The sequence below is a fragment of the Massilia sp. METH4 genome (assembly GCF_037094685.1).
Classification (GTDB): Bacteria; Pseudomonadota; Gammaproteobacteria; order Burkholderiales; family Burkholderiaceae_D; genus Rugamonas.
Map to the genome: position 1 here is coordinate 750,004 of NZ_CP146614.1, position 16,906 is coordinate 766,909.

The following is a 16,906-nucleotide window of genomic DNA, read 5'->3' on the forward strand; positions in this document are numbered from 1 at the left end:
GCTTCATCCTTTCTTCGCTTCCGCCAGCACCGCGTCGATCGTGCGCTGGACGAGGGGCACCTTGAAGGCATTGTCGTGCTGGGGCTTGGCGCCGGCCAGCAGCTGCTCGGCCACGGCGCGGCCGCCGCGTGGCATTTGCTGGTCCGCCGCCGGCACGCGCCAGGGCTTGTGCGCTATGCCGCCGACGGCGACGCGCCCCGTGCCGTCCGGCTGCACGATGGCCGCCACGGACACCAGCGCGAACGCGTAGGACGCACGGTCGCGCACCTTGTGGTACAGCTGGCGGCCGCCCACTGGCCTCGGTAGCGTTACCGAAGTAATCAGCTCGCCGGGGTTCAGCACGTGTTCGATGTGGGGCGTATTGCCCGGCAGCTTGTGGAAGTCGGCGATGGGAATGACGCGCGTGGCGCCGTTCGGCCGCACGGTTTCCACGGTGGCGTCCAGTGCCGCCATGGCCACCGCCATGTCGCTCGGGTGCGTGGCAATGCAGGCCTCGCTGGTGCCGACGATGGCGTGGTGGCGGGTAAAGCCGCCGATGGCCGAGCAGCCGCTGCCCGGGTTGCGCTTGTTGCACGGTTGGGCCGTGTCGTAGAAATACGGGCAGCGCGTGCGCTGCAGCAGATTGCCGGCCGTGGTGGCCTTGTTGCGCAACTGGGCCGAGGCGCCGGCCAGCAGCGCGCGCGACAGCACGGCGTAGTCCCGGCGCACGCGCTCGTCCGCGGCCAGGTCCGTATTGCGCACCAGTGCGCCCACGCGCAGGCCGCCTTCACGGGTCGGCTCGATCTTGTCGAGGCCCAGGCCGTTCACGTCCACCAGGTGCGGCGGCGTTTCGATCTCCAGCTTCATCAGGTCCAGCAGGTTGGTGCCGCCAGCGATGAAGCGGGCGCCGGGCACGCGCGCGGCCGCCGCGGCGGCTTCGGCGGGCGTGCGCGCCTTCTCGTACGTGAAGACTTTCATATCAGGCACCTCCCGCGCCGGCAGTGCCGGCGCCCTCGACGATCGCGTCGACGATGTTCGAATAGGCGCCGCAGCGGCAAATATTGCCGCTCATGCGCTCGCGGATCTCCAGCTCGGTGAGCGGCGGGCGCTTCGTCAGGTCGGCCGTGACGTGGCTGGGAATGCCCTTCCTGATTTCATCGAGCACGGCGACAGCCGAACAGATCTGGCCAGGGGTACAGTAGCCGCACTGGTAGCCGTCGTGCTTGACGAAGGCTTGCTGCATCGGGTGCATCTTCTCGGGCGTGCCGAGGCCTTCGATGGTGGTGATCTCCGAGTTTTCGTGCATCACGGCGAGCGAGAGGCAGGAGTTGATGCGGCGGCCGTCGGCGATCACCGTGCAGGCGCCGCACTGGCCCTGGTCGCAGCCCTTCTTGGTACCGGTCAGGTGCAGCTGCTCGCGCAGCAGGTCGAGCAAGGTGGTGCGCGTGTCGACGGCGATCGTGTGCTGCTGGCCATTGACCTTCAGCGTGACCTTCGACGAAACGGGCGTTTGCGGAACGGGGGTGGCGGCGGGCGTGGCTTGCGCCCCCGCCACCGTTGGCACGGCCGCGGCCGTGGCGGTGAGCGCGCCGGCGATCAGCAGGTCGCGCCGGGTCGAGTCGATTTCATCCATGAGTTCGCATCCTTTGGCGTTTGGGTGGGAGGCCGGAAAGGTTCGATGCATGCGTGCCGGATCGTATCCGGGCGGGAACCGACGGTGATGTTAATGGCAATACGAGAAATGGCTAAACACGGTTGGGATGCGGGCCGGCGCGCAAAACAAAGAGCTTTCACAAGCGGCGCACGCGTCGATCAGCGCTGTCGTTGGCCAGGCCTTGCTGGCCGCGAATGATACGATGCCGACATGAATCGACCGATGAAGTTCCTGCTCAAAGCGATCGGCGCCATCGCCGTGGTGCTTGCCGTGCTCGGCGCCTTCCTGCCGCTGCTGCCCACCACGCCATTCCTGCTGCTGGCCTCGGCCTGCTTTGCACGCAGCTCGGTAAGGGCGCATAACTGGCTGCGCACCAATGCGCTCTTCGGCAAATACCTGCGCGATTGGGAAGACGGGCGCGGCCTGCCGCTGCGCGGCAAGATCGCCATCCTGCTGTTCATGTGGGGGTCGATGGCATATTCGATGACGCGCGTCTCGCACATGCCCATGCTGGTGGCGCTGCTGGTGGCGATCGGCCTGGGCGTTACCGTTTTCCTGCTGCGCTTCGTGCCGACAAAGCGCTGACACCCGCCGCGCCGCGCCCTTCCGCGTACTTCCTGCCCCAGTCCGCGATCGGTCCCAAGGCCTTGTTGAGTTCGCTGCCGGCCGGCGTCAACGAATATTCGACGCGCGGCGGTACTTCCGGATAGGCGACGCGCGTGACGAGTCCATCGGCCTCCATCTCGCGCAACTGCTGGATCAGCATTTTTTCCGTGATCCCGCCGAGCAGCCGCCGCAATTCCCCCGTGCGCACCGGTCCCTCGTGCAGTTCGTAGAGAATCACCGCCTTCCACTTGCCGCCGATGACTTCGAACGCGGGGCCGATCCCGCAATTGAACGGTTTTTCCGCCGCCATGATGCCTCCCAAAACTTACCAATTGGATAGTACCTGACAATCTGGTACGTACTTGACCACCAAGATGGTACATCACGATACTGGCGCTTCCAACCTTTCCAGGAGATCACCATGAAACAGGTAGCCGTTCTCGGCCTTGGCCAGATGGGCACCACGCTGGCGCAGCTGTTGCTGCGGGCCGGCATGGAAGTGCAAGTGTGGAACCGCACCGCGGGCAGGAGCACGGCGCTGGCCGACGCCGGCGCTATCGTGGCAGGCAATCCTGCAGCCGCTGTCCGGGCGGCGCAGGTGATCGTCATCTGCGTGCACGACCATGCGGCGGTAAGAGATATCCTCGACGCGGACGGCGTGGCGACGGCCTTGGCCGGCAAGGTGCTGGTGCAACTGACCACGACGAGCCCGCAGGAAGCGCGCGCCATCGCCGAAACCGTGGCGGCGCTGCATGCGGGGCACTTGGCCGGCGCGATCCAGGTCGCGCCGGAGCAGATGGGCCAGCCGGATACGACGATCCTCGTCTCCGGCCCGGCGGCGGACCACGACCGCGTGCGCGACGTGCTCGCGGCCCTGGGCGGCAATATCGTGTACCTGGGCGAGCAAGCGGACGCCGCCGCGACGATGGACCTGGCAACGCTCTCCTATATCTATGGCGCGGCCGCCGGCTTCTTCCAGGGGGCCGCGCTGGCCGAGCGCGCGGGAATGGACGTGCGCACTTATGGCGATATCGCGCAAGCGATGGCGCCCTCGTTCGCGGCCTTCCTGCGCCACGAGGCCGAAGCGATCGCCACTGACGATTACGCGATCACGCAAAGCCCCCTGTCGATCTCGGTCGACGCCACGCGGCGGATCGAGGAAGCAGTGCGCGCCGCCGGCCTGAATGCGGAAGTGCCCGCGCTGGTCGCCAAATTGCTGCGCAATGCGGCCCAGGCCGGCTATGCGCGGGAAGAGTTTGCCGCGGTGGTCAAGGTGCTGCGGGAGCCGGCCCACGCGGCATGAGAGCGGCGCCGGCGCGGCGCTCATCCTGCCGCGCCGGGTTTCTTGCTTTTCTGGCCGGTCGTTACTTGCGCAGCACGGTGATCCCGGCCTGGTGCTTCGAGAACAGCACCGTGGCCATGCCGACCAGCGTGCGCATGCCGGGAATGCGCAGCAGCTTGCCGATCAGCCCGCGCTGTTCCTGGCGGTACAGGGAAATGTACAGGTAGGAGGCGTGCGGGTGCACGCTGAACTGCCGGAAGCCGACCTGCTTCGCGCCGCGGATGATCTTGGCCGGGTGCATGTCGCGCTCCGTGACGCCGAATTCGTCCATCACCGCGCGCGAACGGCGTTCGTGGCCGCGGCCCGGCTCGGAAGTGATGCAGATGCCGCCGGGCTTCAATGCCCGGTAGGCGCTGCGCAGTGCTCCCACTTCATCGACGGCGTGGTGCAGGCAATCGAAGAACACGACCACGTCGAATTCCTCCTGGAACGCGAGCGACTCATAATCGCCGACGACGAAGTCCAGGTTGCGCAAGCCATTCTCCCGCTTGAGCTGGCGGCCCGCCTCGATCGCCTCGGGTACCAGGTCCGTGCCCACCACGTCATAGCCGCGCTTGGCGAACAGCACGCTGGTCCAGCCGGTGCCGCACCCCATGTCCAGCAGGCGGCCGCCTTCAGGCATCAGGCCCATCATGGCGCCCAGCTCCATCAGGTACAGGCCGCACTGGCTGTCCGACCATGGCTTGTGCGTGGCGTGTTGCAAGCCGGCTGCGCCGATGTTCTTGAAATAGTCGTATTCGCCTTGCGTGGCCATGGCCTGCCCTGGGGAAGTTGCGGGAGGGCGTATTCTAAGGGAAACGTTGTGCGTTAGAGAATAAACATCGTGCCGCCGCGCTCCTCGGGTGATTCCTCGATGGAATCACAAACACCGGGAAGCGGTCGACGCCGCCAGGCCCGTGCCCGACGATGAAGCCGTTGAGTTCATCGAAGGAAGGAGCACGATGCAGCACATTTCTCGAGGGGGCGTCACCCGGCGCCACATGCTGGCCATGCTGGGCAAGACCCTGGGCGGCGCGGCGATGTATCACGGCATGGCCTCGCTGGGCTTTGCGCAGCCGTCCACGTTCGACGGGCCGCTGCGGCTCGACGGCGCGCCGAAAGGTACGCATGTGCTGGTGCTGGGCGCCGGCATTGCCGGCCTGGCGGCGGCCTTCGAGCTGCGCAATGCCGGCTACCGCGTGTCGGTGCTCGAATACAACGGCCGGGCCGGTGGACGCAGCTGGTCGATCCGCGGCGGCGACCGCTACACCGAGCTGGGCGGCGCCGAGCAGGTGTGCCGCTTCGCCAAGGGCGAATACGTGAATCCCGGCCCGTGGCGCATTCCCTACCACCACCATGGCATGCTCGATTACGCGCGGCGCTTCAACGTGCCGCTGGAACCGTTCATCCAGGTCAACTACAACGCCTACCTGCACAGCACCAGCGCTTTCGGCGGCAAGCCGCAGCGCTACCGCACGGTGCAGGCCGACTACAACGGCCACGTGGCCGAGCTGCTGGCGAAGGCCACCAATGCCGGCCGGCTCGATGGCGATATTACGGCCGAGGAAAAGGACAAGCTGCTCGAATCGCTGGCCTCGTTCGGCGGCTTGAACAAGGACATGCTGTACGCCAAGGGCTTGCGCTCGAGCGAGCGGCGCGGCTTCGACGTGCCGCCGGGCGGCGGCCTGATGGCGAGGGCACAGTATTCGACGCCCGTGGCGCGCAATGAACTGATCGGGTCCAGCCTGTGGCAGAGCCTGGCCGTGGCTCACGAATACGAATTCCAGACCAGCATCTTCCAGCCCAAGCACGGCATGGACCAGATCGCCCTGGCGCTCTACCGCGACGTGAAGCAGCACGTGCAGTTCCACGCCAAGGTGACGAAGATCGACCAGGATGCGCGCGGCGTTACCGTCACGGTCGAGGACGCCCGGCATCCCGGCCAGGGCGTCCGCCAGGTCAAGGCCGACTGGTGCGTGTGCACGATTCCGCTGTCGATCCTCAGCCAGGTGGAAGTGACGGCCGGGCCGGACATGCTGGCGGCGATCGGCGCCGTGCCGTATGCGGCCGCGTTCAAGGCGGGCCTGCAATTCAAGCGCCGCTTCTGGGAGCAGGATGAAGGCATCTTTGGCGGTATTTCGTACACGGACCAGCCCATCAACCGGATCTGCTACCCGAGCTCGGAATTCAACAAGCCGGGCCCCGCCGTGGTGCTGGGCGCCTACATGTTCGGGCCGAATGCCTTTGAATTTTCCGCGATGGAGACGGAAGAGCGGCTACGCGAGGTGGTGCGCCAGGGCGGCCAGCTCCACGCGCAATACGACAAGGAATTCGACAACGGCGTGACCGTGGGCTGGCACCGCGTGCCCTGGATCAACGGCTGCCTGGGCATGTGGACCGAACAGACCCGCGCCCAACACTACGACAACCTGTGCGCCATCGACAACCGCCTCGTGCTGGCCGGCGAACACGCCTCGTTCATCGGCGGCTGGCAGGAAGGCGCCGTGCTGTCGGCACACGATGCGATCACGCGGCTGCACGCGAAGATCAAGGCCACCACGCAAGACGGGAGAGCAGCATGAAGAAGACGTTCTGGATCGCCGCCCTGTTCTCGACCGCTGCCTGGGCGGCCGACGTGCCGCAGATGTCGAGCGGCTACACCTTCGCGCAGAAGGATGGCAAGGCGCTGTACGCAGCCAGCTGCCAAGGTTGCCACATGGCAAAGGGTGAAGGCGCGCGCGGCGCCGGCTTCTACCCGAAGCTGGCCGGCAATCCCTTGGTGCAGAGCCCGGAATACATCGTCCACCGCGTGGCCAACGGCCACCGCGGCATGCCGGCCTTTGCCGGCATGATGAGCGACGAACAGATCGCCGCCGTGGCGACCTATGTGCAGCGCACGTTCGCGAAGCCGGACGCGCCGGCCCTGACGGGCGAGATGGTGCGCAAGCTGCGCCAGCCGTGAAGCCCGGGCGCGCTCAGGCGAAGGCAACGTCCCTGATGCGTGCCAGCGACTTCGTCATCGACACGAACTCGGCCACGCCTCCCTGGCCATGGCGCGAGCCCTTGGTGATGATCGCCACCTCCCGTTCGGCGACCGGCTGCCCCGCCACCGAGGTCTTGCGGATGCGCCGCGCCGCGATCGGGTGGCTGAAGATGCGTTCGGGCAGCAGGCAGAAGGTGTCGGTGCTGGAGACCTCATCGATCGCGGCGATCAGCGAGCTGGACGAGTACACGGTCTTCGGCAGGCGCCAGCCCCAGCGGGCGAACACCTCGCGCAGGGCATCCTGCGGGTGCTTGGCACTGTTCGTTTCACCCAGCACGAGCCAGGGGCGCTCGGCCAGCGCACCGGCATCGACGACGTCATCGGCCGCGCCGGACCGGCTGGCGATGAACAGCGCTTCCTTGTAGATCGGCTCCACGCACAGGTTGCCCGTGTTCAGCCCGCTGGGCAGTTCCGACACGACGACGTTCAGGCGCCCTTCGCGCAGCATGTCGACCAGGTCGCCCGGCGCGCCGTATTGGATGTGCACATTGGCGTGCTGGTTGCGGCGCTTGAAATCCTCGGAGACGCGCGGCACCAGGGTCAGCGCCGGGTCGATGCTCGCCCCCACCACCACCGTCATGCGTTCCGCGAGCCGCTTGGCGTCGAGCATTGCCATGGCATCGTCCACGTCGCGCAGGATCGCGCGTGCATAGCTGAGCAATTGCCGGCCGGGCTCGGTCAGCGCGATGCCCGACTGCATGCGCAGCATCAGCTCCACGCCATGCGCGACTTCGAGCTTCGACACGCTTTTCGTCAGCGCGGCCTGGGACACGCGGAGCGCTCGCGACGCCGCCCTGAACCCGCCATGCTCGATGACGGCCACGAAGTCCCGCAATTGCTGCAGTGTCATGCTCCTCCCCGCCGATGAAGACCCATATTGCTATGCGATTTTCATGCCAACAACTTTCCCCCTATCCACCCGGCCATTGCCGCGCCTGCCGCGTCAAACCGGTGCGGCCTGGATATCGGCCTGGTGCGCCAGGCCCCGAATTGCAGCAACGTTCCCAGAACCGGTGACAGGCACCTATTCTCTGGAAATGTTTCAAAAGACCCGGTGCCTGTCACCGGTCTTCACCGGCGGTTCCGGGTCGGGCGAGGCTGCTGTCACATCGTGTTACATCAGGTACTTAAGCGCCGTTGAAGCAGCCAGGAATGGGCGTATATTCGACAACACGACCTATCAAGGACATTTATCATGAAGAGTTGGATACGCATGGCAGGCGTTGCCATGATGCTCGCAGCTTCGGGCATGGCCAGTGCCGGCGCGAAGGTGACTTACGTGGATACGGAAGAGATGACGGATGTGCCCCGCTTCGCGGTCGACCGCGAGTCGATGGAGATTCATTTCCGGGAGCACTTGCAGCGGCTGGCCGAGCAGTTGCCGGCCGGGCAGCAGCTGAACGTGGAATTCCGCGACATCGACCTGGCCGGCGACCAGTTCCCCCGCGTGGCGATCCAGGATGTGCGGGTGCTGAAAGGTCGCGCCGACTGGCCGCGCATGGATTTCCACTATTCGATCGAGCAGGACGGGAAGGTAATCAAGAGCGGCGATGCGAAGCTGGCCGACCCGAACTACCTGATGAGTACGAACCGGTACGACAACGAGATGTACAGCCACGAGAAGCAGATGCTGGAGGATTGGTTCCGCAAGGAATTGCTGGGGAAAAAGCGCTGAGGCGGCAACCGGCCTCGGCAGTTTCTCCCGAGAACCACCGACTTTACGAACGGGGCGCTGCCAAGCAAATTGGAAGGAACATGACCAGATCACTTGCGAGATAGCCAATATATGCTTGCGCATGTATGATTGCGGATCATTCACTGTTCCATTTCCATGTCAGCGTCCATCGCAGCCACAGAAGAAAAGCAGAGCAGCGGCGCGAGCTCGAACGACATTGCCGACGATATCGCCTCAGCCATCGCGGCGCGCAAGCTCCCCCCTGGCACCAAATTGCGCGAGGAAGCATTGTCGCGCCTCTACCACGTCAGCCGCACCAAGATCCGGGCCGCGCTGCTGATCCTGTCCAAGGACAAGCTGATCCAGATCGTGCCCGACAAGGGCGCGTTCGTCAGCCAGCCCAGCGAGAAGGAATCGCGCGACATCTTCGCCGCGCGGCGCATCATCGAGGGGGCCCTGGCGCGCGAGTTCGTGGCCAAGGCCACGCCGGCCGACTACCACAAGCTGGAAAAGCACCTGGAAGCGGAGCGCCGCTCCCTGGAAGGCGACCACAAGGTGCGCTCGCAATTGCTGGGCGACTTCCACGTGGTGCTCGCCGAGATCGTGGGCAACGAGGTCATTCGCGAGATGCTGCACGAGCTGGTCGCGCGCAGCTCGCTGATCACGATGCTGTACCAGTCCGACCGCGACGCCGCCTGCTCGGCCAACGAACACGCCGAATTCATCGCGGCGGCGCGATCGGGCGACGCGGACCTGGCCGCCCGCGTCATGCTCGAACACCTCACCCACGTGGAAGCCGCGCTGCGTTTCGATAGCGGTACCCAGCACGAGAAGGACCTGGTGTCGGCGCTGCTGAAGTAAGCATGGTGCGCGGTGTTGCGGTTCGAGACCGCGTTTTCACCCCAAAAGCAGAGCCGGGAGTCGCCGTTGGGGTGAATTCTGGCGTTATCGGATGCGCTGGAACTAGACCTTGCGCGTTCCCGTCGCCAGCGCCAGCTCGCCGGCCAGCGCATTGTGCCGCTCGATCACGACCGGCAGGTCGACCGTCTGCAACTGCCCGTCGCGCACCACCACCCTGCCGTTGATGATGCTGTGCGTGACGTTCGACGGCGTGCAGAACACCAGCGCGGCGACCGGATCGTGCTGTGCCCCCGCGAAGCCGATCTGGTCGAGCCGGAACGTGACGATGTCGGCCGCCATGCCCGGCTTCAATGCCCCGATATCGTCGCGGTTCAGCACTTTCGCGCCGCCCAGCGTGGCGATTTCGAGCGCCTGCCGCGCCGTCATCGCATCCGGCCCGAAGCCCACGCGCTGCAGCAGCATCGCCTGCCGCGTCTCGCCCAGCATGTGCGCGCCATCGTTCGACGCGCAGCCGTCCACGCCCAGGCCGACGGGCACGCCCGCGTCGATCATCTTGCGGATGGGGGCGATGCCGGAAGCGAGCCGCATGTTCGAGCAGGGGCAGTGCGCCACGCCCGTGCCGGTGCGGCCGAACATGTAGACGCCGTCGTCATCGAGCTGCACGCAGTGGGCATGCCACACGTCGTGGCCCACCCAGCCGCAATCCTCGGCATACTGTGCCGGCGTCATGTTGAACTTCTCGCGACTGTAGGCGATATCGTTGACGTTCTCTGCCAGGTGCGTGTGCAGCGACACGCCGTAGCTGCGCGCCAGCGCGGCCGCTTCCTTCATCAATTCGCGCGAGACGGAGAATGGCGAGCATGGCGCCACCACGATGCGTTGCATCGCGTAGCGCCCGGCATCGTGGAAAGTCTCGATCAGGCGCCGCGTATCCTTCAGGATCGCGGCCTCGTCTTCCACCACCGCGTCCGGCGGCAGGCCGCCCTTGGACTGGCCCACGCTCATGGCGCCGCGTGCCGCGTGGAAGCGCATGCCGATCCGCTGGGCAGCCTCGATGCTCTGGTCGAGCCGGCAATCGTTCGGGTAGATGTACAGGTGGTCGCTGCTGGTGGTGCAGCCGGACAGGATCAGTTCCGACATCGCCGTCAGCGTCGACACGTGCACCATCTCGCCGGTGAGGTTGGCCCAGATCGGGTACAGGTTCGTCAGCCAGTTGAACAGTTCGCCGTCCTGCGCCGCGGGGATCACGCGCGTCAGGCTCTGGTACATGTGGTGGTGGGTGTTGACGAGGCCGGGCATGACGACCTGGCCCGCCGCGTCGATCACTTCGTCGGCCGTTTGCGGCAGCTCGGCGCTGGGGCCGACCGCCTCGATGACGTTGTCGCGCACGTACACCGCGCCATTGTCGATTTCGCGCCGCGCATCGTCCATCGTCACCACGACGCGGGCATTCCTGATCAGCAGAGTCTTGCTCATCTCATTGTTTCCGTTGTTGATGACACTGCGGAAACAATGTCAGGGACGCATCCCTGTGGCACTGCGGAAACAATGTCGCTTAAAAAAAACCGCGCGGCCCTCTCGCAGACCGCGCGGCGCTTCGTGAAGCGTCAGTAACGATAGATTACGCCGCTCCAACGTTTTTTACCAGCAGAGGCTGTGGCGGCTCTTCCTGTTCGGTTTCGTCGTCATGCACCTCCACTTCACGGCCCGGCAGTACCAGGTTCAGCACCACGGCCATGATGGCGCCCGTGCTGATGCCGGAACCGAAGATTTCCTTCACGATTGCCGGCATCTGCGCCAGCAGTTCCGGGCGGGCGCTCACGGCCAGGCCGCAACCGAGCGACACGGCGATGATCAGGCCGTTGCGCTTGTTGTGCTCCACATTGGCCAGCATTTGCACGCCGGCGGCCAGGATCATGGCGAACATCATCAGGCCGGCACCGCCGAGCACGGGTTGCGGGATCGTGACGACGACCGCGCCCAGCACCGGGAACAGGCCCGCCAGCAGCAGGAACGCGCCGGTCAGCGCCACCACGTGGCGGCTGGCCACGCCGGTCAGCGAGATCACGCCCACGTTCTGTGCGAAGGTGGAGACGGCCGGGCTGCCCAGCACGGAAACGAAGGCCGAACCGAGGCCGTCGCACAGCACGCCGCGGCACAGGTGCTTGCCGCGCACTTTCGTGTTGGTGGCCGTGCCGAGCGCCATGAAGGTGCCGGTGGTTTCCACGATCGTGACCACATAGGCCAGGCCCATCGCCAGGATGCCGCTGATCGGGAACGTCATGCCGTATTGCAGCGGTTGCGGCAGCGCGAACGTGGCAGCCTTGTGCACGGAGGTGAAGTCCACCAGGCCGAACGCCAGGCAGACCACATAGCCGATGGCCATGCCGATCACGACGGCGGCCGCGGAAATGATGCCCTTGCCGAACTGCACCAGGCCAATCACGGTGACCAGCACGAACAGCGCGATGCCCAGGTTGATCGGGGCGGCGTAGTTGGCGGCGCCCTTGCCGCCCGCGGCCCAGTCGATCGCGACCGGCACGAGCGACAGGCCGATCATCGTGACGACGACGGCGGTAACGGTGTGCGGGAACAGCTTGCGGATCTGCGGCATGAAGAAGCTGCCGACGATCATGATCGCCGAGCCGGCCAACGAAGAACCGAGGATGCCGGGCACGCCATGCTCGAAGCCGATGGTGATGGCCGCGCCGACGAAGGCGAAGCTGGTGCCCATGACGCACGGCAGGCGGATGCCGACCGGGCCCACGCCCTTGCACTGGATGATGGTGACGATGCCCGAGCCGAGCAACGCGGCATTGACGAGCGCGACGATCTGGTCGGCCGGCAGTTTCAGGACCGCGCCGATGACCAGGGGAACCGCGATGATGCCGCCCAGCGCGGCGAGCATGTGCTGGGCAGCCAGCAAGGTGGTGGTGAGCAGCGGCGGACGGTCGTCGACCTGGTATAGCAGGTTGTTCATCTGTGTCTCCAAGATGTTGTGTGTGAACTACTGTTCGGTGCTTCGGCATCCTCGCTTGCAGATCTGCGCCTGCTGGGTATGTCGAGGTCTGGCATATGCGGGGATGAGGTTCGGCACAGCCGGCGCCCGGGTACGGGTACCGGTTGGCGCGCGAGCAAGCCTCTTATCGGGCCTGCTTCGCATCGACGGCTCATCCGCGGATGCTTCGGCACTGCTCTGTGGCAGCTCTAATGGGAAGCCATGGTGCCCAGTCGCGAAAAAGTTGTCAACAGATTTTGTATACAATTTCGTGCATGGGCGGTATCGCGGGAGGCGCACCTCACGCCCTTGGCTGCACGTAGCCAAGGCTCGCGCCGGGACGTGATCGCAGGCGCATGGCCGCGTATATTACTGCTTGAAAAACAACAACGGAGCCCGAGACATGACCGATACCGCTACCACCTCCCCCAGCAGCCTGATCGACGCCCGTATTGCGGAATTGAACGACTGGCGCGGCGAAACGCTGGCGCGCGTGCGCGCCGCCATCCGGCAGGCCGATCCGGGCGTCGTCGAGGAATGGAAATGGAATGTGCCCGTCTGGTCGCACGGCGGCATCCTGTGCACGGGCGAAACCTACAAGAAGGCCGTGAAGCTGACGTTCGCCAAGGGGGCCGCCCTGCCCGATCCGGCCGGCCTGTTCAATTCCAGCCTGGAGGGCAATACGCGGCGCGCGATCGACATCCACGAGGGAGAGACGATCGATGCCGCGGCCTTGCAGGCGCTGATCCGGGCCGCCATCGTGCACAATGCGGCCGCCGGCAAGAAGGCGCGCAAACCGGCAGGCGCATGAGTACGCGGCGCACACCCGGATAAGCACGCCAATAAGCACGCCGATATGCACGCCAATAAAGCACGCCGATAAAGCACGCCGATAAAGCACGCCGATGAGCACGTCAATAAATACGCGGCTAAGCACGCGGACTAGCACGCAAGAGGCGCCCGGCCTGGCACGCAAACCAGCGGCAGCCAGCGCCCCGGCCGGCACGCGGACGGCACGCCGCCCGCGTGCACTGCCCGCGCGCGATTACTGCCGCTTGCCCATGATATAGGTGCGCTCGACCGCGCGGTCGTCACCCAGCGTCTGCAGCACGAACAACTTTTCCTCCAGCGAGGTCGCCTTCGCCGAGCGGAACTTCAGGAGCTCGGTGGCGTTCGGATTCAGCACCACGAAGTCGGCTTCGTTGCCGGCCTTGAAGCTGCCGATCTTGTCTTCCAGGTCGAGCGCCCGGGCCGCGCCCAGCGTGGACAGGTAGAACGATTTCAATGCGGTCAGCGGCTTCTTGTCGGCCGGCGTGTCGGTGAACGCCTTGTGCAGCTGGATCACCTTGTAGGCCTCGCCCATCGTGCGCAGCGCGGAGAAGCTGGTGCCCGCGCCCACGTCGGTGCCCATGCCCACTTTCACGCCATGCTTTTCGGCCTGCTGCAGGTCGAACAGGCCGCTGCCCAGGAACAGGTTCGAGGTCGGGCAGAAGGCGATGGCCGCGCCGGTGCTGGCCAGCGACGCGAATTCGTCCTCGCGCAGGTGCACGCCGTGCGCATAGACCGAGCGCTTGCGCGACAGGCCGAAGCTGTTGTACACGTCCAGGTAGCCAGCCGATGCGGGGAACAGTTCCTGCACCCAGGCGATCTCGCTCTTGTTCTCGGAGATGTGGGTGTGCATGTACACGTCCGGGTATTCCTGCAGCAGCTTGCCCGCCATCGTCAGCTGCTCCGGCGTGGACGTTGGCGCGAAGCGCGGCGTGACCGCGTACAGCGCGCGGCCGCGCTTGTGCCAGCGCTGGATCAGGGCCTTCGAATCGGCATACGACGTTTCCGGCGTATCGAGCAGGTAATCCGGCGCGTTCCGGTCCATCATGACCTTGCCGGCGATGATGCGCATATTGCGCGTGGCCGCTTCCTCGAACAGCGCGTCGACCGATTCCGGGTGCACGGTGCCCATCACCAGCGCGGTGGTGGTGCCGTTCTTTACCAGTTCACCGATGAAGGTCCTGGCCACGCCGCGCGCATAGTCCTTGTTGCCGAACTGTTTTTCGGTGGGGAAGGTGTAGGTGTTCAGCCACTCCAGCAATTGCTCGCCGAAGGAACCGATCATCTCCGTCTGCGGATAGTGCACGTGGCTGTCGATGAAGCCTGGCACGATCAGGCGGCCGCGATAATCCACTACCTGGACGTTCTGGTTCGCGGCCAGGACCGTGCTGGCCGGGCCCACCGTTTTCACCTTGCCGTCCGAGCCCACCAGCAGCACGCCATCCTCGTAGTATTCGTATGGCTGCTGCGTCACGGCCGGATCGCCGGTGAAATGCAGCACCGAGGCGCGGTACGCCACGGTGCCATAAGTGGTCTGCTGCTGTTGCTGCTGCTGTTTCTTGGCCTGGGCCGGGAATGTGGTCGCCATGGCCGCGGCGATCGCCGCGGTCAGGCATAACAGACGTGCTTTGCTCATATAGTCTCCAATCATGAGATGGGTGATGGTGCTTTTGCGCACCTTTTTATGGTTGATGCAGAAGTCCCCCCTGCCGGGGCTTGCAGCCCCTCTTCAAGCGTTGCGCGAGAGGCGCAGCCGCGTGGCCATGGCGGCGGCCACGTGTCGTACCGTGTGTCCGTACTGTTGTGGAACCGGCGTGACGGCCGGTGCGCAGCGTGAGGAGATGCGTTGCCGGAACCGGCAGCCGCGGGAAGAGAATGTACCGGCAGAACCCAGCCGTCTTATATGTTTCCCAATATCATGATTATCAGCACGAAGGGCTGGCGGGGTCGGGAAAACACGCTTCCCTGCGCTGCCCTTGCCATGTCAGCGCAGCAGCGGATAGGGATTGATCGCGCCGCCGATCTCGTACACGCCGTAGTGCAGGTGTGGCGGCGTGCCTTGCGCATTGCCGGTATTGCCAACGTAGCCCAGCACCCGGCCGGCCTCGACGCGCATGCCCGCTTCCACGTCCGCGTAGCGATCGAGGTGCGCGTAGTAATGATGCTGGCGCCCCGGCCCCAATACCCATACCACCATGCCGCCGAGACGATTCGTGCCCACCTGCGTGACGATGCCTTCGGTCGCCGACAGCACGGGAGTACCGCGCGCGGCGAAGATATCGATGCCTTCATGCCTGCGCCCCTCGCTGCGCGCACCGTGCCAGGTATCGCGCAGCGCACGCGCCGGCACGCCCTCCACCGGCACCGGAAGCGCCAGCGGCTTGGGCATGGCGGCCAGGCGCAGCGGATACAGGACCCGTTCGATGGAAGGCGCCAAGAACTCGTAGCCCAGCAGCGCGATTACCGCCACCACGAGTATACGCAGCAACCAGCGCACGTCAGTCCTTCGAACCCCGCGCCCAGCGCAGGCCGAAACCATACTTGCGGTCCATCGCCTCGTGGTTGCTCATGCCGCCGCTGGCGGCGATATAGTCGACCAGCTTGGTCACCTGCAGCTGCCCGTCGCGGTTCTCGATCGAGGCGATGGCGCACATGCCGCCCGTGCCGCCATGATCGAGGCGCACCTCGACCGGCGCATTGCCCGGCACCTCGATCGTGACCACGCCATCGGTGGCCGCCCAGTTCGGCACGCCCCGGTAGATGAAGGTGAACACGAGGATGCGGCGGATCTGGTCGAAGTGGTCGCCGTTGATGTACAGGTTTTCGCCGTCGGCACGGGTACCGGTGCGATCGTCGCTATCGAGCTTGATGAACGGCCGGCTGTCGAAACTGCCCCACGAATCGCCCAGCGCCTGCACGCCGCCGGGCGTGCCATCGGCCAGTTGGTACAGGCAACCCAGGTCGAGATCCACGCCGTTCGCCTTCGGCGCGCCGCCGAACAGACCACCGAGCAAGCCGCCTTTCTGGGCGGGCTGCGCGCCGCCCGGCTGGCGGTTCCAGTTCAGGTTGACGCGAATGCGGCCGAAGCCGCGGCTGGCGGCGTTCTTGGCGAGCGATACCTTGTCGCCGCGCTTTTCCAGCGTCACCTTCGACAGCGAGACCTTCGGTGCGGGTGCCGGCGCGGGAGTGGGTGCGGGTGCGGGTGCGGGTGCGGGTGCGGCGACCTCGGTACCGCCGAAATGGGCCAGCAGGGCCGACAGGCCGCCATTGAAACCCTGCCCGATCGCTCCGAAGCGCCACTGGCCCTCCTTGCGATACAGCTCGCCCAGCATGACGGCCTTCTCGTCCTGGAAGTCGGCGCCGGACAAGGCGAAGACGGCGGCCTCGCCCAGCTTCATCGAACCGCTGCCGAGACCGCGCATGGTGCCGTTGCCGTCGATCGCGCCGGTGAACACGAGCTTGTCGATGGCCGCGGGCAGCGCGTCGAGATTCAGCTGGAATTCGGCGCGCGTGCCGGACAAGCTGGCGCGGATCGCTCCTTCCGGACTGGCGAGCTGGTTGAAGAAGACCATATAGCGGTCGTCGGACAGCTTGCCGGCCGCATCGACGCCGAAGCACGCCAGGTCGATCGACAGGCCGTTGCCGGGCAGGTCGATCGCCACGTTGAATGCACCGTGCAGGCCGAGGTCGGACAGCTTGGCCTTCTGGCCGCGGATGAAGGTTTTCATGGGTCGCTTCCGTGTGATGAATGCAGGAAGCGATGATGGTAAGGCATGCGGCGGTCGAACCGCCAGCAATGCCGGGCTCGACCGATACCAAATTTCTGCGCGGAAAATTTGCTGCATTGCAGAAAGACAGTTGCGTTCAGATGGTTTCTCTGAACCGTAAGCAACCGGTAAGCAAGGGTACTTAGGATCGATCGTGGCTGGTTGCAAAGCTGG

17 protein-coding genes are annotated in these 16,906 nt (G+C 65.5%); 7 read left to right on the forward strand and 10 right to left on the reverse strand.

Annotated features, from left to right (window positions below; translation table 11 throughout):
- Window positions 1–3: 3 nt before the first annotated feature.
- A complete protein-coding gene (locus tag V6Z91_RS03265) occupies window positions 4–957 on the reverse strand; it encodes a xanthine dehydrogenase family protein subunit M (protein WP_338766623.1) in 954 nt (317 codons plus the stop codon).
- Window position 958: 1 nt separating this feature from the next.
- Window positions 959–1,612: an aldehyde dehydrogenase iron-sulfur subunit PaoA gene (paoA, locus tag V6Z91_RS03270; RefSeq protein ID WP_338766625.1), complete on the reverse strand. Its 654-nt coding sequence runs from the start codon at window positions 1,610–1,612 to the stop codon at window positions 959–961.
- A gap of 231 nt (window positions 1,613–1,843) precedes the next feature.
- Between paoA and V6Z91_RS03275 the strand changes: the two genes are divergently transcribed.
- The gene (locus tag V6Z91_RS03275; RefSeq protein WP_338766627.1) at window positions 1,844–2,218 is read left to right on the forward strand and encodes a YbaN family protein; all 375 of its coding nucleotides are present in this window, start codon (window positions 1,844–1,846) and stop codon (window positions 2,216–2,218) included.
- On the opposite strand, the gene V6Z91_RS03280 is transcribed toward V6Z91_RS03275, so the two are convergent.
- A complete protein-coding gene (locus V6Z91_RS03280; protein ID WP_338766629.1) occupies window positions 2,178–2,549 on the reverse strand; it encodes a helix-turn-helix domain-containing protein in 372 nt (123 codons plus the stop codon). The genes V6Z91_RS03275 and V6Z91_RS03280 overlap by 41 nt on opposite strands.
- 111 nt (window positions 2,550–2,660) lie before the next feature.
- Between V6Z91_RS03280 and V6Z91_RS03285 the strand changes: the two genes are divergently transcribed.
- A complete protein-coding gene (locus V6Z91_RS03285) occupies window positions 2,661–3,542 on the forward strand; it encodes an NAD(P)-binding domain-containing protein (RefSeq protein WP_338766632.1) in 882 nt (293 codons plus the stop codon).
- Window positions 3,543–3,603: 61 nt separating this feature from the next.
- On the opposite strand, the gene V6Z91_RS03290 is transcribed toward V6Z91_RS03285, so the two are convergent.
- Window positions 3,604–4,335 carry a class I SAM-dependent methyltransferase gene (locus V6Z91_RS03290; protein ID WP_338766635.1) on the reverse strand — a complete coding sequence of 244 codons (732 nt, stop codon included), beginning with the start codon at window positions 4,333–4,335 and terminating at the stop codon, window positions 3,604–3,606.
- Between the two features lie 187 nt (window positions 4,336–4,522).
- Here V6Z91_RS03290 and V6Z91_RS03295 point away from each other — a divergent pair, with 187 nt between their 5' ends.
- Both V6Z91_RS03295 and V6Z91_RS03300 read left to right on the forward strand, forming a co-directional pair.
- A complete protein-coding gene (locus V6Z91_RS03295; protein WP_338766637.1) occupies window positions 4,523–6,142 on the forward strand; it encodes a flavin monoamine oxidase family protein in 1,620 nt (539 codons plus the stop codon).
- Entirely contained in the window at window positions 6,139–6,522 is a 384-nt protein-coding gene (locus V6Z91_RS03300; protein WP_338766639.1) for a cytochrome c, read from the forward strand. Before V6Z91_RS03295 ends, V6Z91_RS03300 begins: the two co-directional genes overlap by 4 nt.
- Window positions 6,523–6,535: 13 nt before the next feature.
- Here the strand turns inward: V6Z91_RS03300 and V6Z91_RS03305 are convergent, their stop codons facing one another.
- Window positions 6,536–7,453 carry a LysR family transcriptional regulator gene (locus V6Z91_RS03305; RefSeq protein ID WP_338766641.1) on the reverse strand — a complete coding sequence of 306 codons (918 nt, stop codon included), beginning with the start codon at window positions 7,451–7,453 and terminating at the stop codon, window positions 6,536–6,538.
- A 345-nt stretch (window positions 7,454–7,798) separates the two neighbouring features.
- Between V6Z91_RS03305 and V6Z91_RS03310 the strand changes: the two genes are divergently transcribed.
- Together V6Z91_RS03310 and V6Z91_RS03315 are read left to right on the forward strand one after the other, a co-directional pair.
- On the forward strand, window positions 7,799–8,278 hold the full coding sequence (locus V6Z91_RS03310; RefSeq protein ID WP_338766644.1) for a DUF3016 domain-containing protein: 480 nt from the start codon (window positions 7,799–7,801) through the stop codon (window positions 8,276–8,278).
- Window positions 8,279–8,434: 156 nt separating this feature from the next.
- Window positions 8,435–9,139 (forward strand): GntR family transcriptional regulator, encoded by a 705-nt coding sequence (locus tag V6Z91_RS03315; RefSeq protein WP_338766647.1) that lies wholly within the window; start codon window positions 8,435–8,437, stop codon window positions 9,137–9,139.
- A gap of 102 nt (window positions 9,140–9,241) precedes the next feature.
- Here the strand turns inward: V6Z91_RS03315 and V6Z91_RS03320 are convergent, their stop codons facing one another.
- Entirely contained in the window at window positions 9,242–10,615 is a 1,374-nt protein-coding gene (locus tag V6Z91_RS03320; RefSeq protein WP_338766649.1) for an 8-oxoguanine deaminase, read from the reverse strand.
- Window positions 10,616–10,760: 145 nt separating this feature from the next.
- Window positions 10,761–12,119 (reverse strand): nucleobase:cation symporter-2 family protein, encoded by a 1,359-nt coding sequence (locus V6Z91_RS03325; protein WP_338766651.1) that lies wholly within the window; start codon window positions 12,117–12,119, stop codon window positions 10,761–10,763.
- A gap of 421 nt (window positions 12,120–12,540) precedes the next feature.
- Between V6Z91_RS03325 and V6Z91_RS03330 the strand changes: the two genes are divergently transcribed.
- The gene (locus V6Z91_RS03330; RefSeq protein ID WP_338766653.1) at window positions 12,541–12,948 is read left to right on the forward strand and encodes a DUF1801 domain-containing protein; all 408 of its coding nucleotides are present in this window, start codon (window positions 12,541–12,543) and stop codon (window positions 12,946–12,948) included.
- A 234-nt stretch (window positions 12,949–13,182) separates the two neighbouring features.
- Here V6Z91_RS03330 and guaD read toward each other — a convergent pair whose 3' ends face one another.
- The 3 genes from guaD to V6Z91_RS03345 all read right to left on the reverse strand — a co-directional run bounded on the left by guaD (window position 13,183) and on the right by V6Z91_RS03345 (window position 16,693).
- Entirely contained in the window at window positions 13,183–14,601 is a 1,419-nt protein-coding gene (guaD, locus tag V6Z91_RS03335) for a guanine deaminase (protein WP_338766655.1), read from the reverse strand.
- Between the two features lie 348 nt (window positions 14,602–14,949).
- Window positions 14,950–15,444 carry a M23 family metallopeptidase gene (locus V6Z91_RS03340; RefSeq protein WP_338771706.1) on the reverse strand — a complete coding sequence of 165 codons (495 nt, stop codon included), beginning with the start codon at window positions 15,442–15,444 and terminating at the stop codon, window positions 14,950–14,952.
- Between the two features lie 19 nt (window positions 15,445–15,463).
- Entirely contained in the window at window positions 15,464–16,693 is a 1,230-nt protein-coding gene (locus V6Z91_RS03345) for a TerD family protein (RefSeq protein WP_338766657.1), read from the reverse strand.
- Window positions 16,694–16,906 lie beyond the last annotated feature (213 nt).